Below are 14902 nucleotides of genomic sequence, written 5' to 3'. Positions count from 1 at the left end.
CGGCCCGTCACTCGGAGGCGATGGCGCGCAGCACGTCGAGCCTGGCGGCGCGGCGGCCGGGCAGGATCGCCGAGACCACGCCGACGGCGCCCGCGGCCGCGACCATGGCGAGCAGCGTCCCGACCGGCAGGACGAACTCGGTGATGCCCTCGTCGTCCAGCGAGCCGACGACCGTCCAGCCGAAGAACACGCCGACCGCGAGGCCGAGCACCGCGCCGAGCACCGAGATGATCACCGCCTCCCAGCGGATCATCGCGCGGAGCTGGCCGCGGGTCATCCCGACCGCGCGCAGCAGCCCGATCTCGCGGACCCGTTCCAGCACCGACAGCGCCAGCGTGTTGATGATCCCGATGAACGCGATGACCACCGCCAGCGCGAGCAGCACGTAGAACAGCACGAGGATCTGGTCGATCTGCTGCGCCTGCTCGCGCTTGAACTCCGCCTGGTCCCTGACCTGGACGCCCGGGAACCCGGCCACCACCCGGTCGATCGCCGCCCGCGACGCCGCGGGCGGCGTGCCCGGCTCGGCCTTGACGAACGCGAACAGGTCGAGCTGGTCGGCGTAGTGCCGCTGGAAGTCCGCGAGCGGCAGCAGGTAGCTCCCGTTGAACTCGTTGTCCTCGTAGATCGCCCGGACCGGCCGGGGGTCGGAGCCGCCGACGGGGAACGCCATCGGCAGCGTGTCACCGACCTTCAGCCCGCGCTCCTTCGCGACGTCCTCCCGGATCGCGACGCCGCCGCGCGCGAGGTCCGCGAGGCTCCCGGACGTGGTCTCGGTGCGGATCGCCCGGTCGTACGCGACCGGGTCCACACCCTGGAGGGTGCGGTCGCGCCCGTCCAGCTTGAACGTCCCGGACCGGACGCCCGCGGCGGCCTCGATGCCCGGCTCGCGCGCGATCCGCCGGACCACCTCGGGGCTGAACCCGGTCTGGCCCGCGGCGGGCCCGGACAGGATGTACTCGGCGGCGACGGTGCGCTCCAGCGTCCCGGTGAACGACGCCTTGAGCGACGCCGCCATGATCGTCACCATGCTGACCAGGGCGAGCCCGATCATCAGCGCGGCGGCGGTGGAGGCGGTGCGGCGCGGGATCCGCATCGCGTTGCGCCGCGCGAGCCGTCCGGGCTCCCCCGCCCAGCGCGCGAACGGCCAGCCGAGCACCCGCGACAGCGGCCGCGCGACCAGCGGGCTGAGCACGGCCACCCCGAGGAAGACCACGACCGCGCCCGCCGCCACCGTGGCCAGGGCGTTGCCCGCGTCGCCGAACAGCCCGAGCAGCAGCAGGGCCACGCCGCCGGCGGCCAGCACGGTCCCGGCCGCGACGCGCCGCCAGCCGGTGCCGGCGGCGACCGGGAGCGCCGCGTCCTGCACGGCGGCGACGGGCGGGACGCGGGTGGCGCGCAGCGCGGGCATGACCGAGGCGAGCAGCGTCACCACGACGCCGACGAGCAGCGCGACCACGACCGTCCGGGTGCGGATCTGCACCAAGGTGGACGGCAGGCCGAGGCCGAGCGCGTCGAAGGCGCTCTGGAGCCCGAGCGCGATGAGGATGCCCGCGCCGAGCCCGGCCACCGACGCCACCAGACCGACCAGGCCCGCCTCGGCCAGCACCGAGGCCATGAGCTGCCGCCGGGACGCGCCCATGCAGCGCAGCAGCGCCAGCTCGCGGGAGCGCTGCGCCAGGATGATCGAGAACGTGTTGACGATGATGAACGACCCGACGAACAGCGCGATGAACGCGAAGGCCAGCAGCGCCGTGTTGATGATCCCGGTGAACTGCCCGATCGCCTTGGCGTTCTCCTCGGCGTACTGCTCGCCGGTCAGCGCCTCGTAGGACGGGCCGACCGCGGCGGAGACCCGGTCGCGGAGCGTCTCGGGGCCGACGCCGTCCGCCGCGACCACGTCGATCCCGTCGAACACGCCCTTGCGGGCCAGCACGTCCTGCGCGGTGGCGAGGTCGAACCCGGCGAGGGTCGCGCCCGCGAGGTTGTCGGCGTCGCCGAAGCCGACGACACCGCTGACCGTGAACTCGCGGGGCGGGCCCTGGAACAGCACTCTGATCCGGTCGCCGGGCTTGAAGCCCTCCTTGGACGCCGTCCGCTTGTCCACGACGACCTGGCCGGGGCCCGACGGGTACGCGCCGGAGCGCAGCGTGACGGCCTGCCGCAGCTCCGGCGTCGTCGCGATGGAGATCCCGAGCGTCGGCGCGCCGCCGGTCGTCACCGCCTTGCCGTCGCGCCCGACCATTTGGGCGTAGCCGCTGACGCCGCCCTCGGCCGCCCGGACGCCCGGCACCCGCGCGATCCGGTCGCGTAGCGCGGCGGGCATCGGCCGCCGCTGGTCGCCCTGGTTGCCGCCGAACTTCTCCTTGCTGCGCACCTCGACGTCCAGCCCCTTGGACACCTGGGTGAACAGCCGGGAGAACGTCGCGTCGATGGTGTCGGTCAGCACGTACGTCCCGGCGACGAACCCGACGCCGAGGACGATCGCCAGCGCCGTGAGGGCGAGCCTCAGCTTGTGCGCCAGCAGCCCCTTCAGGGTGACCCGCCACATGCCCGCCGCCCCTCAGCCCTCGGATTCCCCGTCGTCCCGTCCGCCGCTGTCCGGTTCGCCGCTGTCCGGTTCGCCGCCGTCCAGGTCCTCGCCGTCCAGTCGCTTGAGGTGGTCGAGGACGCGGTCGGCGGTCGGGTCCGCCATCTCGTGCACGATCCGGCCGTCGGCGAGGAACAGCGCCCGGTCGGCGTACCCCGCCGCGGTCGGGTCGTGGGTGACCATCACGATCGTCTGCCCGAACTCGTCCACCGACCGGCGCATGAACCCGAGCAGCTCGGCGCTGGTGCGGGAGTCGAGGTTGCCGGTCGGCTCGTCCGCGAACACGATCGTCGGCCTGGACAGCAGGGCCCGCGCGACCGCGACCCGCTGCTGCTCGCCCCCCGACAGCTCGGTCGGCCGGTGGCCGAGCCGCTTGGCGAGCCCGAACTCCCCGACCACCCGGTCCCGCCAGCCCCGCTCGGGCCGGGTGCCCGCGATGGCGAGGGGCAGCTCGACGTTCTCGGCCGCGGTCAGGGTCGGCACGAGGTTGAACGCCTGGAACACGAACCCGATCCGCTCGCGCCGCAGCAGCGTCAGCCTCCGGTCGTTCAGCCCGCTCAGCTCGGTGTCGCCGATCCAGACCTCGCCGGACGTCACCCGGTCGAGGCCCGCCATGCAGTGCAGCAGCGTGGACTTGCCCGAGCCGCTCGGCCCCATGACCGCGGTGAACCGGCCGGAGGGGAAGCCGACGCTCACCTCGTCCAGCGCGCGGACGGCGGTGTCGCCGCTCCCGTAGACCTTGGATATCCCGACGGCTCTGGCGGCCTCCTCGCCCATGAGCACCACGCCCTTCCAGCGTCATCTGCGACTCTCCTTGGCCGCGGGCGCGGGGGCAAGCGCCTGACCCGATCCGGGCACGGATCAGCGCGCGGCCCAGGGCGAACGGGCATTCGGCCGGGCATCCGGCCGGGCGACGAGCGGGCCCCGGCGGTCAGAGGAGGGCCGGGGCCAGCTCGCGCCACTCGGCGCGCGGCAGCGCGGCCGGATCGGACGTGAGCACCTGCACGCAGACGTGGTCGGCTCCGGCGTCGAAGTGCCGCCGCACACGCTCGCGCAGCACGTCCACGTCGCCGTACGCGACGATCGCGTCCACCAGCCGGTCGCTCGGCGTGCCCGTGAACTCGTCCTCCGCGAAGCCGAGCCGCCGCAGGTTCGCGAGTTGGTGGCCCGCCGCCGTGTACCCGGCGACGTGGGCGCGCGCGGTCTCGCGGGCGCGGGCGGGGTCGGCGTCGAGCACGACGGCCTGCTCGACGCCGAGGAACGCGTCCGGCCCGAGGGCGGCCCGCGCCCGGACGGTGTGCTCGACGGGCACGAAGTACGGGTGCGCGCCCCAGGCGCGCTCCCCCGCGAGCGCGAGCATCTTCGGCCCGAGCGCGGCGAGGACGCGGCGCGGCGCCGGGTCCGGGGCGAGCGCGTGGTTCGGCACGCGGTCCATCGCGTCCAGGTAGGCGGTCATGCTCCGCACCGCCCGGCCGACCGCGGGCATCGGGTAGCCGTCGAAGTCGCGGACCGTGTCGTCCACCCGGTGGCCGCCGAGCCCGAGCACGTACCGGCCGGGGAACGCCTCGCCGAGCGCGCGCTCGGCGGCGGCCATGGCGATCGGGTCGCGGAACGCGATGTTGGCGATCCCGGCGGCGACCGGGATCCGGCGCGTCGCCGACAGCAGCAGCCACGCCTGGCTCACGCTGTCGCGGCCGAAGCCCTCGCCGAACCAGATCGCGCCGTACCCGAGCTCCTCGATCTCCGCCGCCGCCTCCCGGACGAGCCCGGCGGGCCGCCCGTCGAAGGCGAACGTCCAGATCCCCACGCGGCCGACATCGTCCTTGGTCATGGCATCGGTCATGACGGTCCCCTTTCCGGAGAGGTTCTCCGCTTAGTCTCCGGGTACGATACGGAGAACTTCTCCGTTTGGCTAGCCGGGTGGGGGCGATGAGGATGGGACGGGCGCCGCGGTCGGACGCGCGCCGCAACCGGGACCGCGTGCTCGCGGCGGCCCGGGAGGCGTTCGCCGAGGAGGGGCCGGGCGCCTCGCTGAACGAGATCGCGCGGCGGGCCGGGGTCGGGCCCGGCACGCTCTACCGGCACTTCCCGGCGCGCCGCGACCTGCACGCCGCCGTCCTCGCCGAACGCGTCGAAAGGCTGTGCGCCCTCGCGGACGAGCTGGCCGCGTCCCGTCCCGCCGGGGAGGCGCTCGACGCGTGGCTGCGGGCGTTCCTGGACCATGCCCGCACCGACCACGGCCTCGGCGGCGCGATGATGGCCGAGCCGGGGGACGGGGAGCCCGACCTCGGGTTCGACTGCCACGCGGCGATCCGCGGCGCGGCCGAACGGGTCCTCGCGCCGGCCCGCGACGAAGGCGCGGCGCGCGCCGACCTGGCGGCCGACGACGTCGTCCAGCTCGTCGCAGGGATCGCGCTGTCCACCGTCCGGGCCGGGCCCGAGCGGGCCGAACGCCTCCTGGACCTGGTCGCCGACGCGCTGCGCGCGCGGCCCGGTGGGTAGAGGTCACCGTGTGGACTTCTCCAGCGCCGCGCACGAGCTCTACGGCGTCGCACCGGACGACTTCATCGAGACGCGGAAGCGCCTGACCCGGGAGGCCAGGGACGGGGGCGACGCGGCCCTCGCCAAGCGGATCGGCGCGCTGCGGCGCCCCACCGTGCCCGCGTGGGCGGTCAACCTGCTGTCCCGTTCGGCCGGCGAGGAGCTGGGCCTGCTGCTCGACGTCGGCGCCGAGATGCGGTCGGCGTGGTCGTCCGGCGGGTCCATCGGCGGGCTGGAGCAGCGGCGCGGCGAGCTGGTCGGGCTGCTGGTCCGGCGGGCGGGCGAGCTGGCCGCCGACGCCGGGCACCCGCTGCGCGAGCAGGCCGTACGGGAGGTGGAGGACACCTTGCAGGCCGCGACCGTGGACGGGGACGCGGCGAACGACGTCCGCGAGGGGCGGCTCGACCGGCCCCGCAGCCACACCGGCTTCGTCCCCGCGGGCTTCCCGACGGCCCCGTCCCCCGCCCCGCCCGCGAGCGACCCGCGCAACGCGAGAAGCCTGCGCAACGGGAAAAGCCCGCGGAGCGGGAGGAGCGCGCCGCCGAGCCGGAACGGAAGGCGAAGGCCGCGCCGGAGCGCACGGCGAAGGCGCGGGCGCGGCGCGCGGCCGAGCCGGAGCGGGACCGGGCGGCCGAGGAGCGGGCGAGGAAGGCGCGGGAACGGGCCGAGAGCGTGCTCGCGGAGCGGGAGGAGCGCGTGTCGGCCGCCCGGGAGGAGGTGGACGAGGCGTCGGCGGAGGTCGGCCGCCTCAGGCACGAGCTGGAGCGCGCGCGGTCCCGCCGGGACACCGCCGAGCGGCGCCTCGAACGGGCCGAGCAGGCGCGCGACCGGGCCGCCGAGGACGTCCGGGGCAAGCGCGGGAAGGCCGCCCGCGCCGGGGGTTCGCGCTGATCGGGGGCCCGCCGGGGCCGGGAAATAGTTAGATGAGGTAGCTTTCCCTCGAATCTCGTTCTATTGCGGGCTCCCCTGCCGGGCCCGTCGACCCGAGGGGAGCCCGCGGTGGCGGCACCGGCGTTCGAGCAACCGGCGGACTGGACCGAGCCGGGCGCCCATCCGGTGGCGGCGGGCGTGCACCGCGTCCCGCTCCCCTGCCGATCCCGTCCCTGCACGCGGTCAACGTGTACGTGGTCGAGGACCCGTCCGGCCTGGTCGTGGTGGACCCGGGCTGGGCCATGCCCGACTCGCGCGCGTCGCTGGAGAGCGCGCTGAAGCTGCTCGGCCACCGGCTGGAGGACGTGTCGCAGTTCCTGGTGACGCACGCGCACTGGGACCACTACTCGCAGGCGCTCGCGCTGCGCGAGGCGTTCGGCACGCGGGTCCGCATCGGGCGCGGCGAGCGGCCGTCGATCGAGGCGTTCGACGTCCGGCGCGGCCTGCACCCGCGCCAGGTGGAGCTGCTGCGCCGCTGCGGCGCGCGGGAGATCGCCGACGAGATCGCGCGGATCGCGCCCGACGCGAGCGAGCGCGACGTCCCGCACGCGCTGCCCGACTCGTGGCTGGACGACGGCGAGAAGGTCGTGCTCGGGCGGCGGGGCCTGGACGTGTTCGCGACGCCGGGCCACACGCGCGGGCACGTCGTGCTGCGCGACGCGTTCAACGGGCTGCTGTTCTCCGGCGACCACGTGCTGCCGCACATCACCCCGTCGATCGGGCTGGAGACCGAGCCGGAGCCGAAGCCGCTGCGCAGCTACCTGGCGTCGCTGCGGCTCGTCCGCGACATGCCGGACACGCTGCTGCTGCCCGCGCACGGACCGGTCACGCCGAGCGTGCACACCCGGGTGGACGAGCTGCTCAGGCACCACGAGGAACGGCTCGACGCGGCGGCGGAGCGGGTCCGCGCGGGCGCCGGCACGGCGTTCGAGGTGGCGCGCGCGATGCGCTGGACGCGGCGCCGCCGCACGCTCGACGACCTGGACGTCTTCAGCCGGATGCTGGCCGTCCTGGAGATCGACGCCCATCTGGACGTGCTGGTGGACCAAGAGGTCCTCGACGCCGAGGAGGCGGACGGCGTCCGCCGCTACGCCGTCCGTTCCTGACCCCGCGCGCGAGCGCGCTCAGCCGGAGGGGCCGCGCGCGGGGTCGCGCCCGAGGAACGCCACCAGGCGGTCGCTCGGCGACGACGACCGCGGGACCTCCACGGCCGGGTCGAACAGCCCGTGCCGCGTGTCGCCGGTGACGAGCATGGGGGCCAGGCGCAGGAGCTGGCCCGCGAGCGCGGGCGGCACGGGCCGGTCGCCGCCGAGCGCGCGCGAGGCGTCCCACGCGTGCACCGCGATCTCGATCGCGCCGGTGCCGGCGACGACGCCCGCGCGGATCGGCGAGCCCCGACCGTGACGACCCGGCCGTCGCCCTCGGCCGCGGACCACACGCCGAGCAGCCTGGACGCCCGTGCCCGGAACGCCGCGACCAGCTCCGGGTCGCCGTCCGCGCCGGGCTCCGGGCCCGGCTCCGGACCGGCCTCCGGCCGCAGGCGGACGGAACCGGTGTCGATCGCCTCGTACAGCGCGGCGAGGGAATCGTCGACGTGCCGCAGCAGCATGCGCAGGTTCCAGCCTCGGCAGGGCGTCGGCCGCTCCAGGTCTCCGGGCGTGAGGGACCGCAGCGTGCCGAGCGCGAAGCCGATCGACCGCTCCAGCAGGCCGGCGCCGTAGCCCTGCAACGCCGCCGCCTCCACGGTGCTCACCTGCGTGCCTCCGGGATGGTGGTCATGGGGCCTCCCTTCTGCCCGGTAACGACCTGTGCCCGCGCGCAAACTCATCGCCCGTACGGCGCGGATCGCCGACGGTTTTCCGCGGGCTCCCGGAGGGCGGCGGGAAACGCCCGTCCCGGCGGGGAATGATTCCCGCCGAAAACGGACACGCTGGGGGACGAGGCCGCCGCGCTCTTCCCGCGGCCGTCCGGGCCCGCCCGGAACGGCCCGCGCGCGGCGGTCCCCCGCCCGCCCCGCCCGCGTGCCTCCCGCACGCGCGCGCGTCAGCCGGCGCAGAGGGCGTTCTGCACGACGTCCGCCTGCGTGCGGTCCACGTCGTCCGACGCCTTGCCCTCCAGCTCCGCGGAGATGCTCACGGTGACCGCGCGCCCGCCGTCGGCGGTGACGCCGCCGCGGGTCTGGTAGCCGGGGATGTCGCCGCCGTGGCCCCAGTAGCCCGCCCCGTCGCAGCGCAGCGGGAACCAGAACAGCCCGAGCCCGTACCGGCTCCCGGTGAACGACCCGTCGTACCGCGTCGGCACCGTCGTCCGCATCTCCCGGATCTGCGCGGGCCGCAGCAGCCTCCCGCCGATCAGCGCGCGGAAGAACCGGTTGTGGTCGGACGCCGTGGTGGTCATCGACCCGGCCGCGTCCGCCCACGTCGGGCTCATCCGCGTCGCGTCCACGAGCGGGCCGCCCTCGGCGAACTGCTGGTAGCCGTGCGCGTACGGGCGCGGGAGCGTCGTGCGCCGGCCCGGGTGGGCGGTCTCGCGGAGGCCGAGGGGGCGGATGATCCGGTCCTCCACCTCGCGGTGCCAGGCGTGCCCGGTCGCCCTCTTGATGATCATCCCGGCGAGCACGTAGCCGGTGTTGGAGTACGACCACTTCGGCGTGCCGTCGGGGTTCCGCTCACCCGGCTGGAAGTCGGGCCGGTGCGCGAGGGCCGAGCGGACGAGCCGTTCGGGCGTGTGCCGGTCGAACCGGTGCTCCTCGAAGTCCTCGGCCGTGTCGAACGGCAGGTCCTCGGTGTAGTTGTGCAGGCCGCTGGTGTGCTGGAGCAGGTGGCGGACGGTGATGCGCCTCCCGTCGTTGCCGTTGCCCCTCACCAGGCCCGGCAGCCACTTGTCGACCGTGTCGTCCAGCCCCACCCTGCCCTCGCCGACGAGCTGGAGCATGACGGTCGCCACGTAGGTCTTGGTGTTGCTGCCGCTGCGGAAGTGCGCGTCGAACGGCACGGGCGCCCCGGTGCGGACGTCCGCGACGCCCGCCCTGGCCCGGCGCGTGCCGTCCGTCCCGTCCACCCGCGCGAGCACGCCGGGCGCTCCGGCGGCGCGGACGGCGTCCACGTCGCGCTGGAGCCGTCCGCCACCGCCTGCCGCCTCGCCCGACGCGAGCGCGGGGCCCGCGGCGGTCACCGCGGCCACCGCCGCCGCCGTGCCCGCCACCCCCGCCCTGAACGCCGCCGTCCTGAACGCCGCCGATGCCTTCCTGGACCTGACCATGCCGTCTCCGTTCGCGATCGTGTTCCGGTTCCCGTACGTGCCGCCCATGCCGGTCGGAGACGACGCTAGGCGCGCGCGGGGCGGCGGACGATCCGGGCAGCCGGAGCAACCGGGGCGGGCAGGCCCCACCCCGGCACGGGCGCCGCGCGCCCGACTGCGATGATCAAGGCATGGCACGCGCGTTCGACGATCTGGTGGCCGAGGCCGAGGCGGCTCCGGTGGAGGGCTGGGACTTCTCGTGGCTGGAGGGCCGGGCCACCGAGGAGCGGCCGTCGTGGGGCTACGCCCGTTCGATGGCCGAGCGGCTGCGCGGGGCGTCGGCGGCGCTCGACGTCCAGACGGGCGGCGGCGAGGTCCTCGCCGAGGCGCCCGTGCTGCCGCCGCTCACCGTCGCGACCGAGGCGTGGCCGCCGAACCTGGAGCGCGCCACCCGCCTGCTGCACCCGCGCGGCGCCGCCGTCGTCGCCGACGCGGACGAGCCGCCGCTGCCGTTCGCCGCCGAGGCGTTCGACCTGGTCGTCAGCCGCCACCCGGTCACCACCTGGTGGGAGGAGATCGCGCGGGTGCTGCGGCCCGGCGGCGTGTACTTCTCGCAGCAGGTCGGGCCGGCCAGCGTGTTCGAGCTGGTCGAGTTCTTCCTCGGGCCGCAGCCGCCCGAGGTGCGCGGCCGGCGCGACCCGGAGCGGGCGCGCGCCGACGCCGAGGCGGCGGGCCTGGAGGTCACCGGCCTGCGGTCCGAACGGCTCCGCACCGAGTTCTTCGACGTCGGCGCGGTCGTCTACTTCCTGCGCAAGGTGATCTGGATGGTGCCCGGCTTCACCGTGGACGCCCACCGCGCCCGGCTCCGCGAGCTGCACGACCTGATCGAGGCGGAGGGGCCGTTCGTCGCGCACACGGCCCGGTTCCTCATCGAGGCGCGCAAACCGGCCTGAACGTGATGCGCCCGCCCGCGCGACCGGCCACGCGACCGACCGCGCGACCGGCTCTCACGCGCCCGCCCACGGGAGCGGCTCCTCGTCCATGCCCCAGTAGACGCTCTTCTGCCGGGTGTAGCCGAGGATGCCGTCGCGGCCCTTCTCGCGGCCGAGGCCGCTGTCCTTCACGCCGCCGAACGGCGTGGAGATGCTGAACCGCTTGTAGGTGTTGACCCACACCGTGCCCGCCTGGACGCGGCGCGCGACCCGCCAGGCGCGCCGGTAGTCGGCGGTCCAGATCCCGCAGGCGAGCCCGTACACGGTGTCGTTGGCCTGCGCGACCAGGTCGTCCTCGTCCTCGAACGGCAGCGCGACGAGGACCGGGCCGAAGATCTCCTCCTGGCAGACCGGCGCCGAGTTGGGCACGCCGTCCAGGATCGTCGGCAGGTAGTACGCGCCCCGCTCGTACTGCGCGCCCTCGGGCGCGCGGCCGCCGCACCGGACGCGGGCGCCGCCCGCGCGCGCCGCCTCGACCATCGCGGCGACCCGGTCGCGGTGGGCGTGCGCGACCATCGGCGCGACCTGCGTGGACGGGTCCGCGCCGGGCCCGACGCGGAGCCGGGCCGCGCGGGCGACGAGTTCGTCCAGCACCTCGTCGTAGACGGAGGCGTGCACGAACGCCCGCGACCCGGCGACGCAGCTCTGCCCGGACGAGGAGAAGGCGCCGAACAGCAGCCCGGCGAGGGCCTGCTCGCGGTCGGCGTCGGGGAACACGATGGTCGGCGACTTGCCGCCCAGCTCCAGCGACACCGGCATGATCTTCCGCGCGGCGGCGGCGCCGATCGCGCGGCCGGTCGCCGTCCCGCCGGTGAACGAGACCTTCCCGACGCCCGGATGCCGGACGATCGCGTCGCCGGTCACCGGGCCGGGGCCCGGCAGCACCGACAGCAGGCCGGGCGGCAGGCCCGCGTCCTCGGCGAGGCGGCCGAACGCCAGGGAGACCAGCGGGGTCCACTCGGCGGGCTTCAGCACCACCGCGTTGCCCGCCGCGAGCGCGGGCGCGGCCTTCTGCGCGTCGCTCGCGATCGGCGAGTTCCACGGGGTGATCGCGCCGACGACGCCGATCGGCTCGTGCGTGCTCACCGTGACGTACGGGCCGCGCGGCGGGGTGAGCGCGCCCTCCATCGTCTCCAGCGCGGCGGCGACGTAGCGGAAGGTGCCCTGCGCGCTGGCGGCGAGCGCGCGGGTCTCGTGGATCGACTTGCCGGTGTCGGCGGTCTGGAGCGCGGCGATGTCCTCGGCCCGTTCGGCGAGCAGGTCGGCGACGCGGGTCAGGTACCGGGCGCGCTCGTGCGGGAGCAGGTCGCGCCAGGCCGGGTCGGCGGCGGCGCGGGCCCCCGCCCGCACCGCCTCGTCCACGTCGTCCGGGCCGGCGGCGTGCAGGCGGGCGAGCACGTCGCCGGTGGCGGGGTCGCGGGTCTCCAGGACGTCGCCGCTCCCGCGCCGCCACCGCCCGCCCACCAGGATCTCGTCGGGGACCACACGTCCTCCTCGGCAAATTACCTTGGGCTCGAATTATCCTGCCCTAAGGTACATCGCACCCGGGACGTCCCCGCCGGGAGGCCGGGAGTTAGGCTGAGGCCCCCATCCCTCCCGGCGGAAGGAACCGCGATGGCCGACCACGTTGAGGTCACGTCGGAGGACGAGCTGCGGGAGCTGCTCGGCGAGATCGTGCCCCGGGCCCGCGACAAGGAGCGCACCCGCCTGCACGAGCGCGACCGGGAGTGGCTCGCCGCGTCCCCGTTCTGCCTGGTCGCCACCAGCGACGCCGAGGGCAACTGCGACGTGTCCCCGAAGGGCGACCCGGCCGGGTTCACGCTCGTGCTGGACGACACGACGATCGCGGTCCCCGAGCGCCCCGGCAACCGGCGCGCCGACGGGTTCCGCAACATGCTCGCCAACCCGCACGTCGGGCTGATCTACCTCATCCCCGGGCGCAACGAGACGCTGCGGATCAACGGCCGGGCCCGGATCCTGCGCGACGCGCCGTTCTTCGACGACCTGGTCGTCAAGGGCCACCGGCCGCAGCTCGCCGTCGTGGTGGAGATCGAGCAGATCTTCTTCCACTGCGCCAAGGCGTTCATGCGCTCCGCCCTGTGGAAGCCGGAGACGTGGGGCGACACGCTCCCCTCGCACGCGCGCCTGGTCCGCGAGACCCAGCCGGTCAAGGAGACGCTCGACGAGCTGGAGACCTACTACAGCGAGGCGAGCTACTCCAAGAAGCTCTACGCCCGCTGACCGCTCCCCCACTCGACCAGCAGCCGCCGGGGCGCGCGGAACGCGACGTTCGGCACGAAGCCGTGGTCCTGGCCCGGCACGAGCCGCGCGTCCGGCAGCCGCCGGGTGAGCACCCGCAGCACCGTCCGCGCCTCCAGCCGCGCCAGCGGGGCGCCGATGCAGAAGTGGACGCCCCGGCCGAAGCTGACGTGGTCTGAGGCGTTCGCCCTGCGGATGTCGAAGACCTCGGGGTCGTCGAACGCGCCGGGGTCGCGGTTGGCGGCGCCGAGCAGCATGAGCACCTGCTCGCCCGCCGGGACGGGGACGCCGCCGATCTCGACGTCGCGCAGCGTCCGCCGCCGCCACCCGACCACCGAGGTGTCGAACCGCAGGATCTCCTCCACCGCGCCCTCCACCAGCCCGGGGTCGTCGCGCAGCTCGCGCCAGGCCGAGGGGTGCTCCAGCAGCCGCCGGACGCCGTTGGCGAGCAGGCTCGACGTCGTCTCGTGCCCGGCGGTCAGGAACGCGAACAGCACGCTGCGGATCTCGTCCAGCGTGAAGACCCGGCCGCCGCCGTCGCGCAGGGCGAGCAGCGCGCTGGTCAGGTCGTCGCGCGGCGCGGCGATCCGTTCGGCGACGAACGCCCGCAGGTAGTCCCAGAACCGGACCATCGCGGCGGCCAGCTCCTCCTGCTCCCGCGCGGACGGGCGGCCCCAGACGAACGGCACCCGGTGGTTCGCCCCCTCGCGGACGAGCGCGGCGCCGTCCTCGGGATGCCGAGCAGGTGCAGGATGACGCGGGCGGGCAGCTCCTCCAGGAACGCGCCCACCAGGTCGCCGCCGCCGCGCGGGACGAGCCCGTCCAGCGCGGCGTGCACCCGTTCCTCGACGAACGGTTCGAGGGCGGCGACCCGCCGGGCGGTGAAGACCCTGCCGACGTTGCGGCGGAACCGGTCGTGGCCGGGGCGGTCGTTGTTGCCGAGCGCCGGGACGAGCCCCCAGCCGCCGTCCGCGAGGATCCGCCGGGCCCTCTCGCTCAGCCCGGTGACCGGCTGGACGGTGTTGGCGGCCGAGAACGCGGCGGGGTCCTTGAAGATCGCGAGGATGTCCGCGCGGCGCGTGACGACCCAGTGCCCGATCGCCTCGGACCGGAAGACGGGGGCGCGCTCGCGGGCGAGGGCGAAGAACGGGTAGGGGTCGGCGAGCATCGGTCCGCCGAACGGGTCGTAGCCGGGATCGTCCATCACGGGCCCTCCAACTGGTCTGACATGTGTCATCATTTATGTCCTGCCGGTTCGGATCAACCCCCTCGGCGGGAGAACGGGAGTCGAGCGATGGACGACGGTCTCAACGGACGGGTCGCGGTCGTGACGGGCGGCGCGGGAGAGCTGGGACGGCGCGCGGCGCGGCGGCTCGCCGGGCTGGGCGCGCGGGTCGCGCTGCTGGACGTGGCCGACCCCGCCGCGGCGGTCGCGGAGACGGGCGCGGAGTCCGGGCACGTCGCCGACCTGTGCGACGAGCGCGAGGTGGACGGGGCGTTCGCCGCGGTGCTGGGCCGGTACGGGCGCCTGGACGTGCTGGTCAACAACGCGGGGCTGCACGTCGGGGTGCCGCGCGTGCCGTTCTGGGAGATCGACGGGGACACCTGGGACCGGGTCGTCACCACCAACGTCCGGTCGGCGTTCCTCTGCGCGAAGGCGGCGTCGGCGCCGATGCGCGAGGCGCGGAGCGGGCGGATCGTCAACCTCGGGTCGGACACCGCCGCGTTCGGCATGGCCCGCTTCCTGCACTACGTCACCGCGAAGGCCGCCGTCGTCGGGATGACCCGTTCGCTGGCCCGCGAGCTCGGGCCCTACGGGATCGCGGTGAACGCCGTCTCCCCCGGCGCGGTGCGGACCTCCGGCAACCTGGACGCCCTCGGGCCGGACGGCTTCGCACGGGTCGTCGAGGGGCAGTGCCTCGCCGAGCCGATCGGGAGCGACGACGTCGCGGACGCCGTCGCCTACCTGTGCGGGCCCGGCGCGCGGATGGTCACCGGCCAGGTCCTGGCGGTGAACGGCGGGGCGACGATGAGCGCGTTCTGACGGCCGCCGGGCGGGTGACCCCCGGCTCGGGAGCGGGGGCCACCTGTCTGTGCCCTCGTTCAGCCGCTCTTGCGGCGGAACTGGCGCTGGTGATCGGCGCGGTCGTGGGTGCCGCGCACCTTCGAGCCGTTCCGGGCGCCGCCTCCGGAGCTCTTCTCCTCGGAAGCGCCGCGCTTGCGCTCCAGAGCCTCCCGGAACCTGCGCTTCACCTCGTCCTGATCGGATTCGCGTTCACCTGACGAGTCGGCCATGCGGACCTCCAGCTCTGATTAGGACGTTCCCCCAGCTTCACATACCCGCCCGGGG

At 75.3% G+C, this 14902-nt stretch carries 15 protein-coding genes; 6 read left to right on the top strand and 9 right to left on the bottom strand.

All coding sequences use genetic code 11. From position 1 onward, the window contains the following. Positions 1–7: 7 nt before the first annotated feature. The 3 genes from GEV43_RS36295 to GEV43_RS36285 all read right to left on the bottom strand — a co-directional run bounded on the left by GEV43_RS36295 (position 8) and on the right by GEV43_RS36285 (position 4433). Positions 8–2551, bottom strand: a complete 2544-nt coding sequence (locus GEV43_RS36295) for an ABC transporter permease (RefSeq protein WP_160825280.1) — start codon at positions 2549–2551, stop codon at positions 8–10. A gap of 12 nt (positions 2552–2563) precedes the next feature. Beyond that, positions 2564–3367: an ABC transporter ATP-binding protein gene (locus GEV43_RS36290; RefSeq protein WP_160826032.1), complete on the bottom strand. Its 804-nt coding sequence runs from the start codon at positions 3365–3367 to the stop codon at positions 2564–2566. A 154-nt stretch (positions 3368–3521) separates the two neighbouring features. Next, a complete protein-coding gene (locus GEV43_RS36285; RefSeq protein ID WP_160825279.1) occupies positions 3522–4433 on the bottom strand; it encodes a TIGR03620 family F420-dependent LLM class oxidoreductase in 912 nt (303 codons plus the stop codon). 86 nt (positions 4434–4519) lie between these two features. Between GEV43_RS36285 and GEV43_RS36280 the strand changes: the two genes are divergently transcribed. The 3 genes from GEV43_RS36280 (at position 4520) to GEV43_RS36270 (ending at position 7167) form a co-directional block, all read left to right on the top strand. Then, positions 4520–5092, top strand: coding sequence for a TetR/AcrR family transcriptional regulator (locus GEV43_RS36280; RefSeq protein ID WP_160825278.1), 573 nt, complete (start codon positions 4520–4522; stop codon positions 5090–5092). Between the two features lie 10 nt (positions 5093–5102). Further along, positions 5103–6050, top strand: coding sequence for a hypothetical protein (locus GEV43_RS36275; protein WP_160825277.1), 948 nt, complete (start codon positions 5103–5105; stop codon positions 6048–6050). 199 nt (positions 6051–6249) lie between these two features. Next, a complete protein-coding gene (locus GEV43_RS36270; RefSeq protein WP_309240119.1) occupies positions 6250–7167 on the top strand; it encodes an MBL fold metallo-hydrolase in 918 nt (305 codons plus the stop codon). Here the strand turns inward: GEV43_RS36270 and GEV43_RS56650 are convergent. Together GEV43_RS56650 and GEV43_RS36260 are read right to left on the bottom strand one after the other, a co-directional pair. Further along, positions 7149–7889: a maleylpyruvate isomerase N-terminal domain-containing protein gene (locus GEV43_RS56650; RefSeq protein ID WP_375539122.1), complete on the bottom strand. Its 741-nt coding sequence runs from the start codon at positions 7887–7889 to the stop codon at positions 7149–7151. The two genes, GEV43_RS36270 and GEV43_RS56650, sit on opposite strands and share 19 nt — an antisense overlap. 215 nt (positions 7890–8104) lie before the next feature. Next, entirely contained in the window at positions 8105–9322 is a 1218-nt protein-coding gene (locus GEV43_RS36260; protein ID WP_160825276.1) for a serine hydrolase, read from the bottom strand. A gap of 170 nt (positions 9323–9492) precedes the next feature. Here GEV43_RS36260 and GEV43_RS36255 point away from each other — a divergent pair, with 170 nt between their 5' ends. Continuing rightward, a complete protein-coding gene (locus GEV43_RS36255; RefSeq protein WP_160825275.1) occupies positions 9493–10254 on the top strand; it encodes a class I SAM-dependent methyltransferase in 762 nt (253 codons plus the stop codon). Between the two features lie 54 nt (positions 10255–10308). Here GEV43_RS36255 and GEV43_RS36250 read toward each other — a convergent pair whose 3' ends face one another. After that, positions 10309–11778, bottom strand: coding sequence for an aldehyde dehydrogenase family protein (locus GEV43_RS36250; RefSeq protein ID WP_160825274.1), 1470 nt, complete (start codon positions 11776–11778; stop codon positions 10309–10311). 129 nt (positions 11779–11907) lie between these two features. Here GEV43_RS36250 and GEV43_RS36245 point away from each other — a divergent pair, with 129 nt between their 5' ends. Continuing rightward, positions 11908–12534 (top strand): pyridoxamine 5'-phosphate oxidase family protein, encoded by a 627-nt coding sequence (locus GEV43_RS36245; protein ID WP_160825273.1) that lies wholly within the window; start codon positions 11908–11910, stop codon positions 12532–12534. Here the strand turns inward: GEV43_RS36245 and GEV43_RS36240 are convergent. Next, entirely contained in the window at positions 12522–13184 is a 663-nt protein-coding gene (locus GEV43_RS36240; protein WP_241684307.1) for a cytochrome P450, read from the bottom strand. The two genes, GEV43_RS36245 and GEV43_RS36240, sit on opposite strands and share 13 nt — an antisense overlap. Continuing rightward, complete coding sequence (locus tag GEV43_RS52045; protein WP_241684166.1) at positions 13115–13759, bottom strand: cytochrome P450; 645 nt, start codon at positions 13757–13759, stop codon at positions 13115–13117. Before GEV43_RS52045 ends, GEV43_RS36240 begins: the two co-directional genes overlap by 70 nt. A gap of 87 nt (positions 13760–13846) precedes the next feature. Here GEV43_RS52045 and GEV43_RS36235 point away from each other — a divergent pair, with 87 nt between their 5' ends. Continuing rightward, positions 13847–14596 carry an SDR family NAD(P)-dependent oxidoreductase gene (locus GEV43_RS36235; RefSeq protein WP_160825271.1) on the top strand — a complete coding sequence of 250 codons (750 nt, stop codon included), beginning with the start codon at positions 13847–13849 and terminating at the stop codon, positions 14594–14596. Between the two features lie 59 nt (positions 14597–14655). Here the strand turns inward: GEV43_RS36235 and GEV43_RS36230 are convergent, their stop codons facing one another. Continuing rightward, positions 14656–14847 carry a DUF5302 domain-containing protein gene (locus GEV43_RS36230; protein WP_160826031.1) on the bottom strand — a complete coding sequence of 64 codons (192 nt, stop codon included), beginning with the start codon at positions 14845–14847 and terminating at the stop codon, positions 14656–14658. Positions 14848–14902: the final 55 nt, after the last annotated feature.

The organism is Actinomadura sp. J1-007 (assembly GCF_009793335.1).
GTDB classification, from domain to species: domain Bacteria; phylum Actinomycetota; class Actinomycetes; order Streptosporangiales; family Streptosporangiaceae; genus Spirillospora; species Spirillospora yumaensis.
This window is presented reverse-complemented; position numbering and strand designations above follow the sequence as displayed.

Bases quoted from the DNA above. Each gene is read 5' to 3' on its own strand.
- GEV43_RS36280 (WP_160825278.1), top strand. From the start codon at position 4,520: ATGAGGATGGGACGGGCGCCGCGGTCGGACGCGCGCCGCAACCGGGAC.
- GEV43_RS36285 (WP_160825279.1), bottom strand. From the start codon at position 4,433: ATGACCGATGCCATGACCAAGGACGATGTCGGCCGCGTGGGGATCTGG.
- GEV43_RS36295 (WP_160825280.1), bottom strand. From the start codon at position 2,551: ATGTGGCGGGTCACCCTGAAGGGGCTGCTGGCGCACAAGCTGAGGCTC.
- GEV43_RS36235 (WP_160825271.1), top strand. From the start codon at position 13,847: ATGGACGACGGTCTCAACGGACGGGTCGCGGTCGTGACGGGCGGCGCG.
- GEV43_RS56650 (WP_375539122.1), bottom strand. From the start codon at position 7,889: ATGAGTTTGCGCGCGGGCACAGGTCGTTACCGGGCAGAAGGGAGGCCC.
- GEV43_RS36230 (WP_160826031.1), bottom strand. From the start codon at position 14,847: ATGGCCGACTCGTCAGGTGAACGCGAATCCGATCAGGACGAGGTGAAG.
- GEV43_RS36260 (WP_160825276.1), bottom strand. From the start codon at position 9,322: ATGGTCAGGTCCAGGAAGGCATCGGCGGCGTTCAGGACGGCGGCGTTC.
- GEV43_RS36245 (WP_160825273.1), top strand. From the start codon at position 11,908: ATGGCCGACCACGTTGAGGTCACGTCGGAGGACGAGCTGCGGGAGCTG.
- GEV43_RS36290 (WP_160826032.1), bottom strand. From the start codon at position 3,367: ATGGGCGAGGAGGCCGCCAGAGCCGTCGGGATATCCAAGGTCTACGGG.
- GEV43_RS36255 (WP_160825275.1), top strand. From the start codon at position 9,493: ATGGCACGCGCGTTCGACGATCTGGTGGCCGAGGCCGAGGCGGCTCCG.
- GEV43_RS36240 (WP_241684307.1), bottom strand. From the start codon at position 13,184: ATGGTCCGGTTCTGGGACTACCTGCGGGCGTTCGTCGCCGAACGGATC.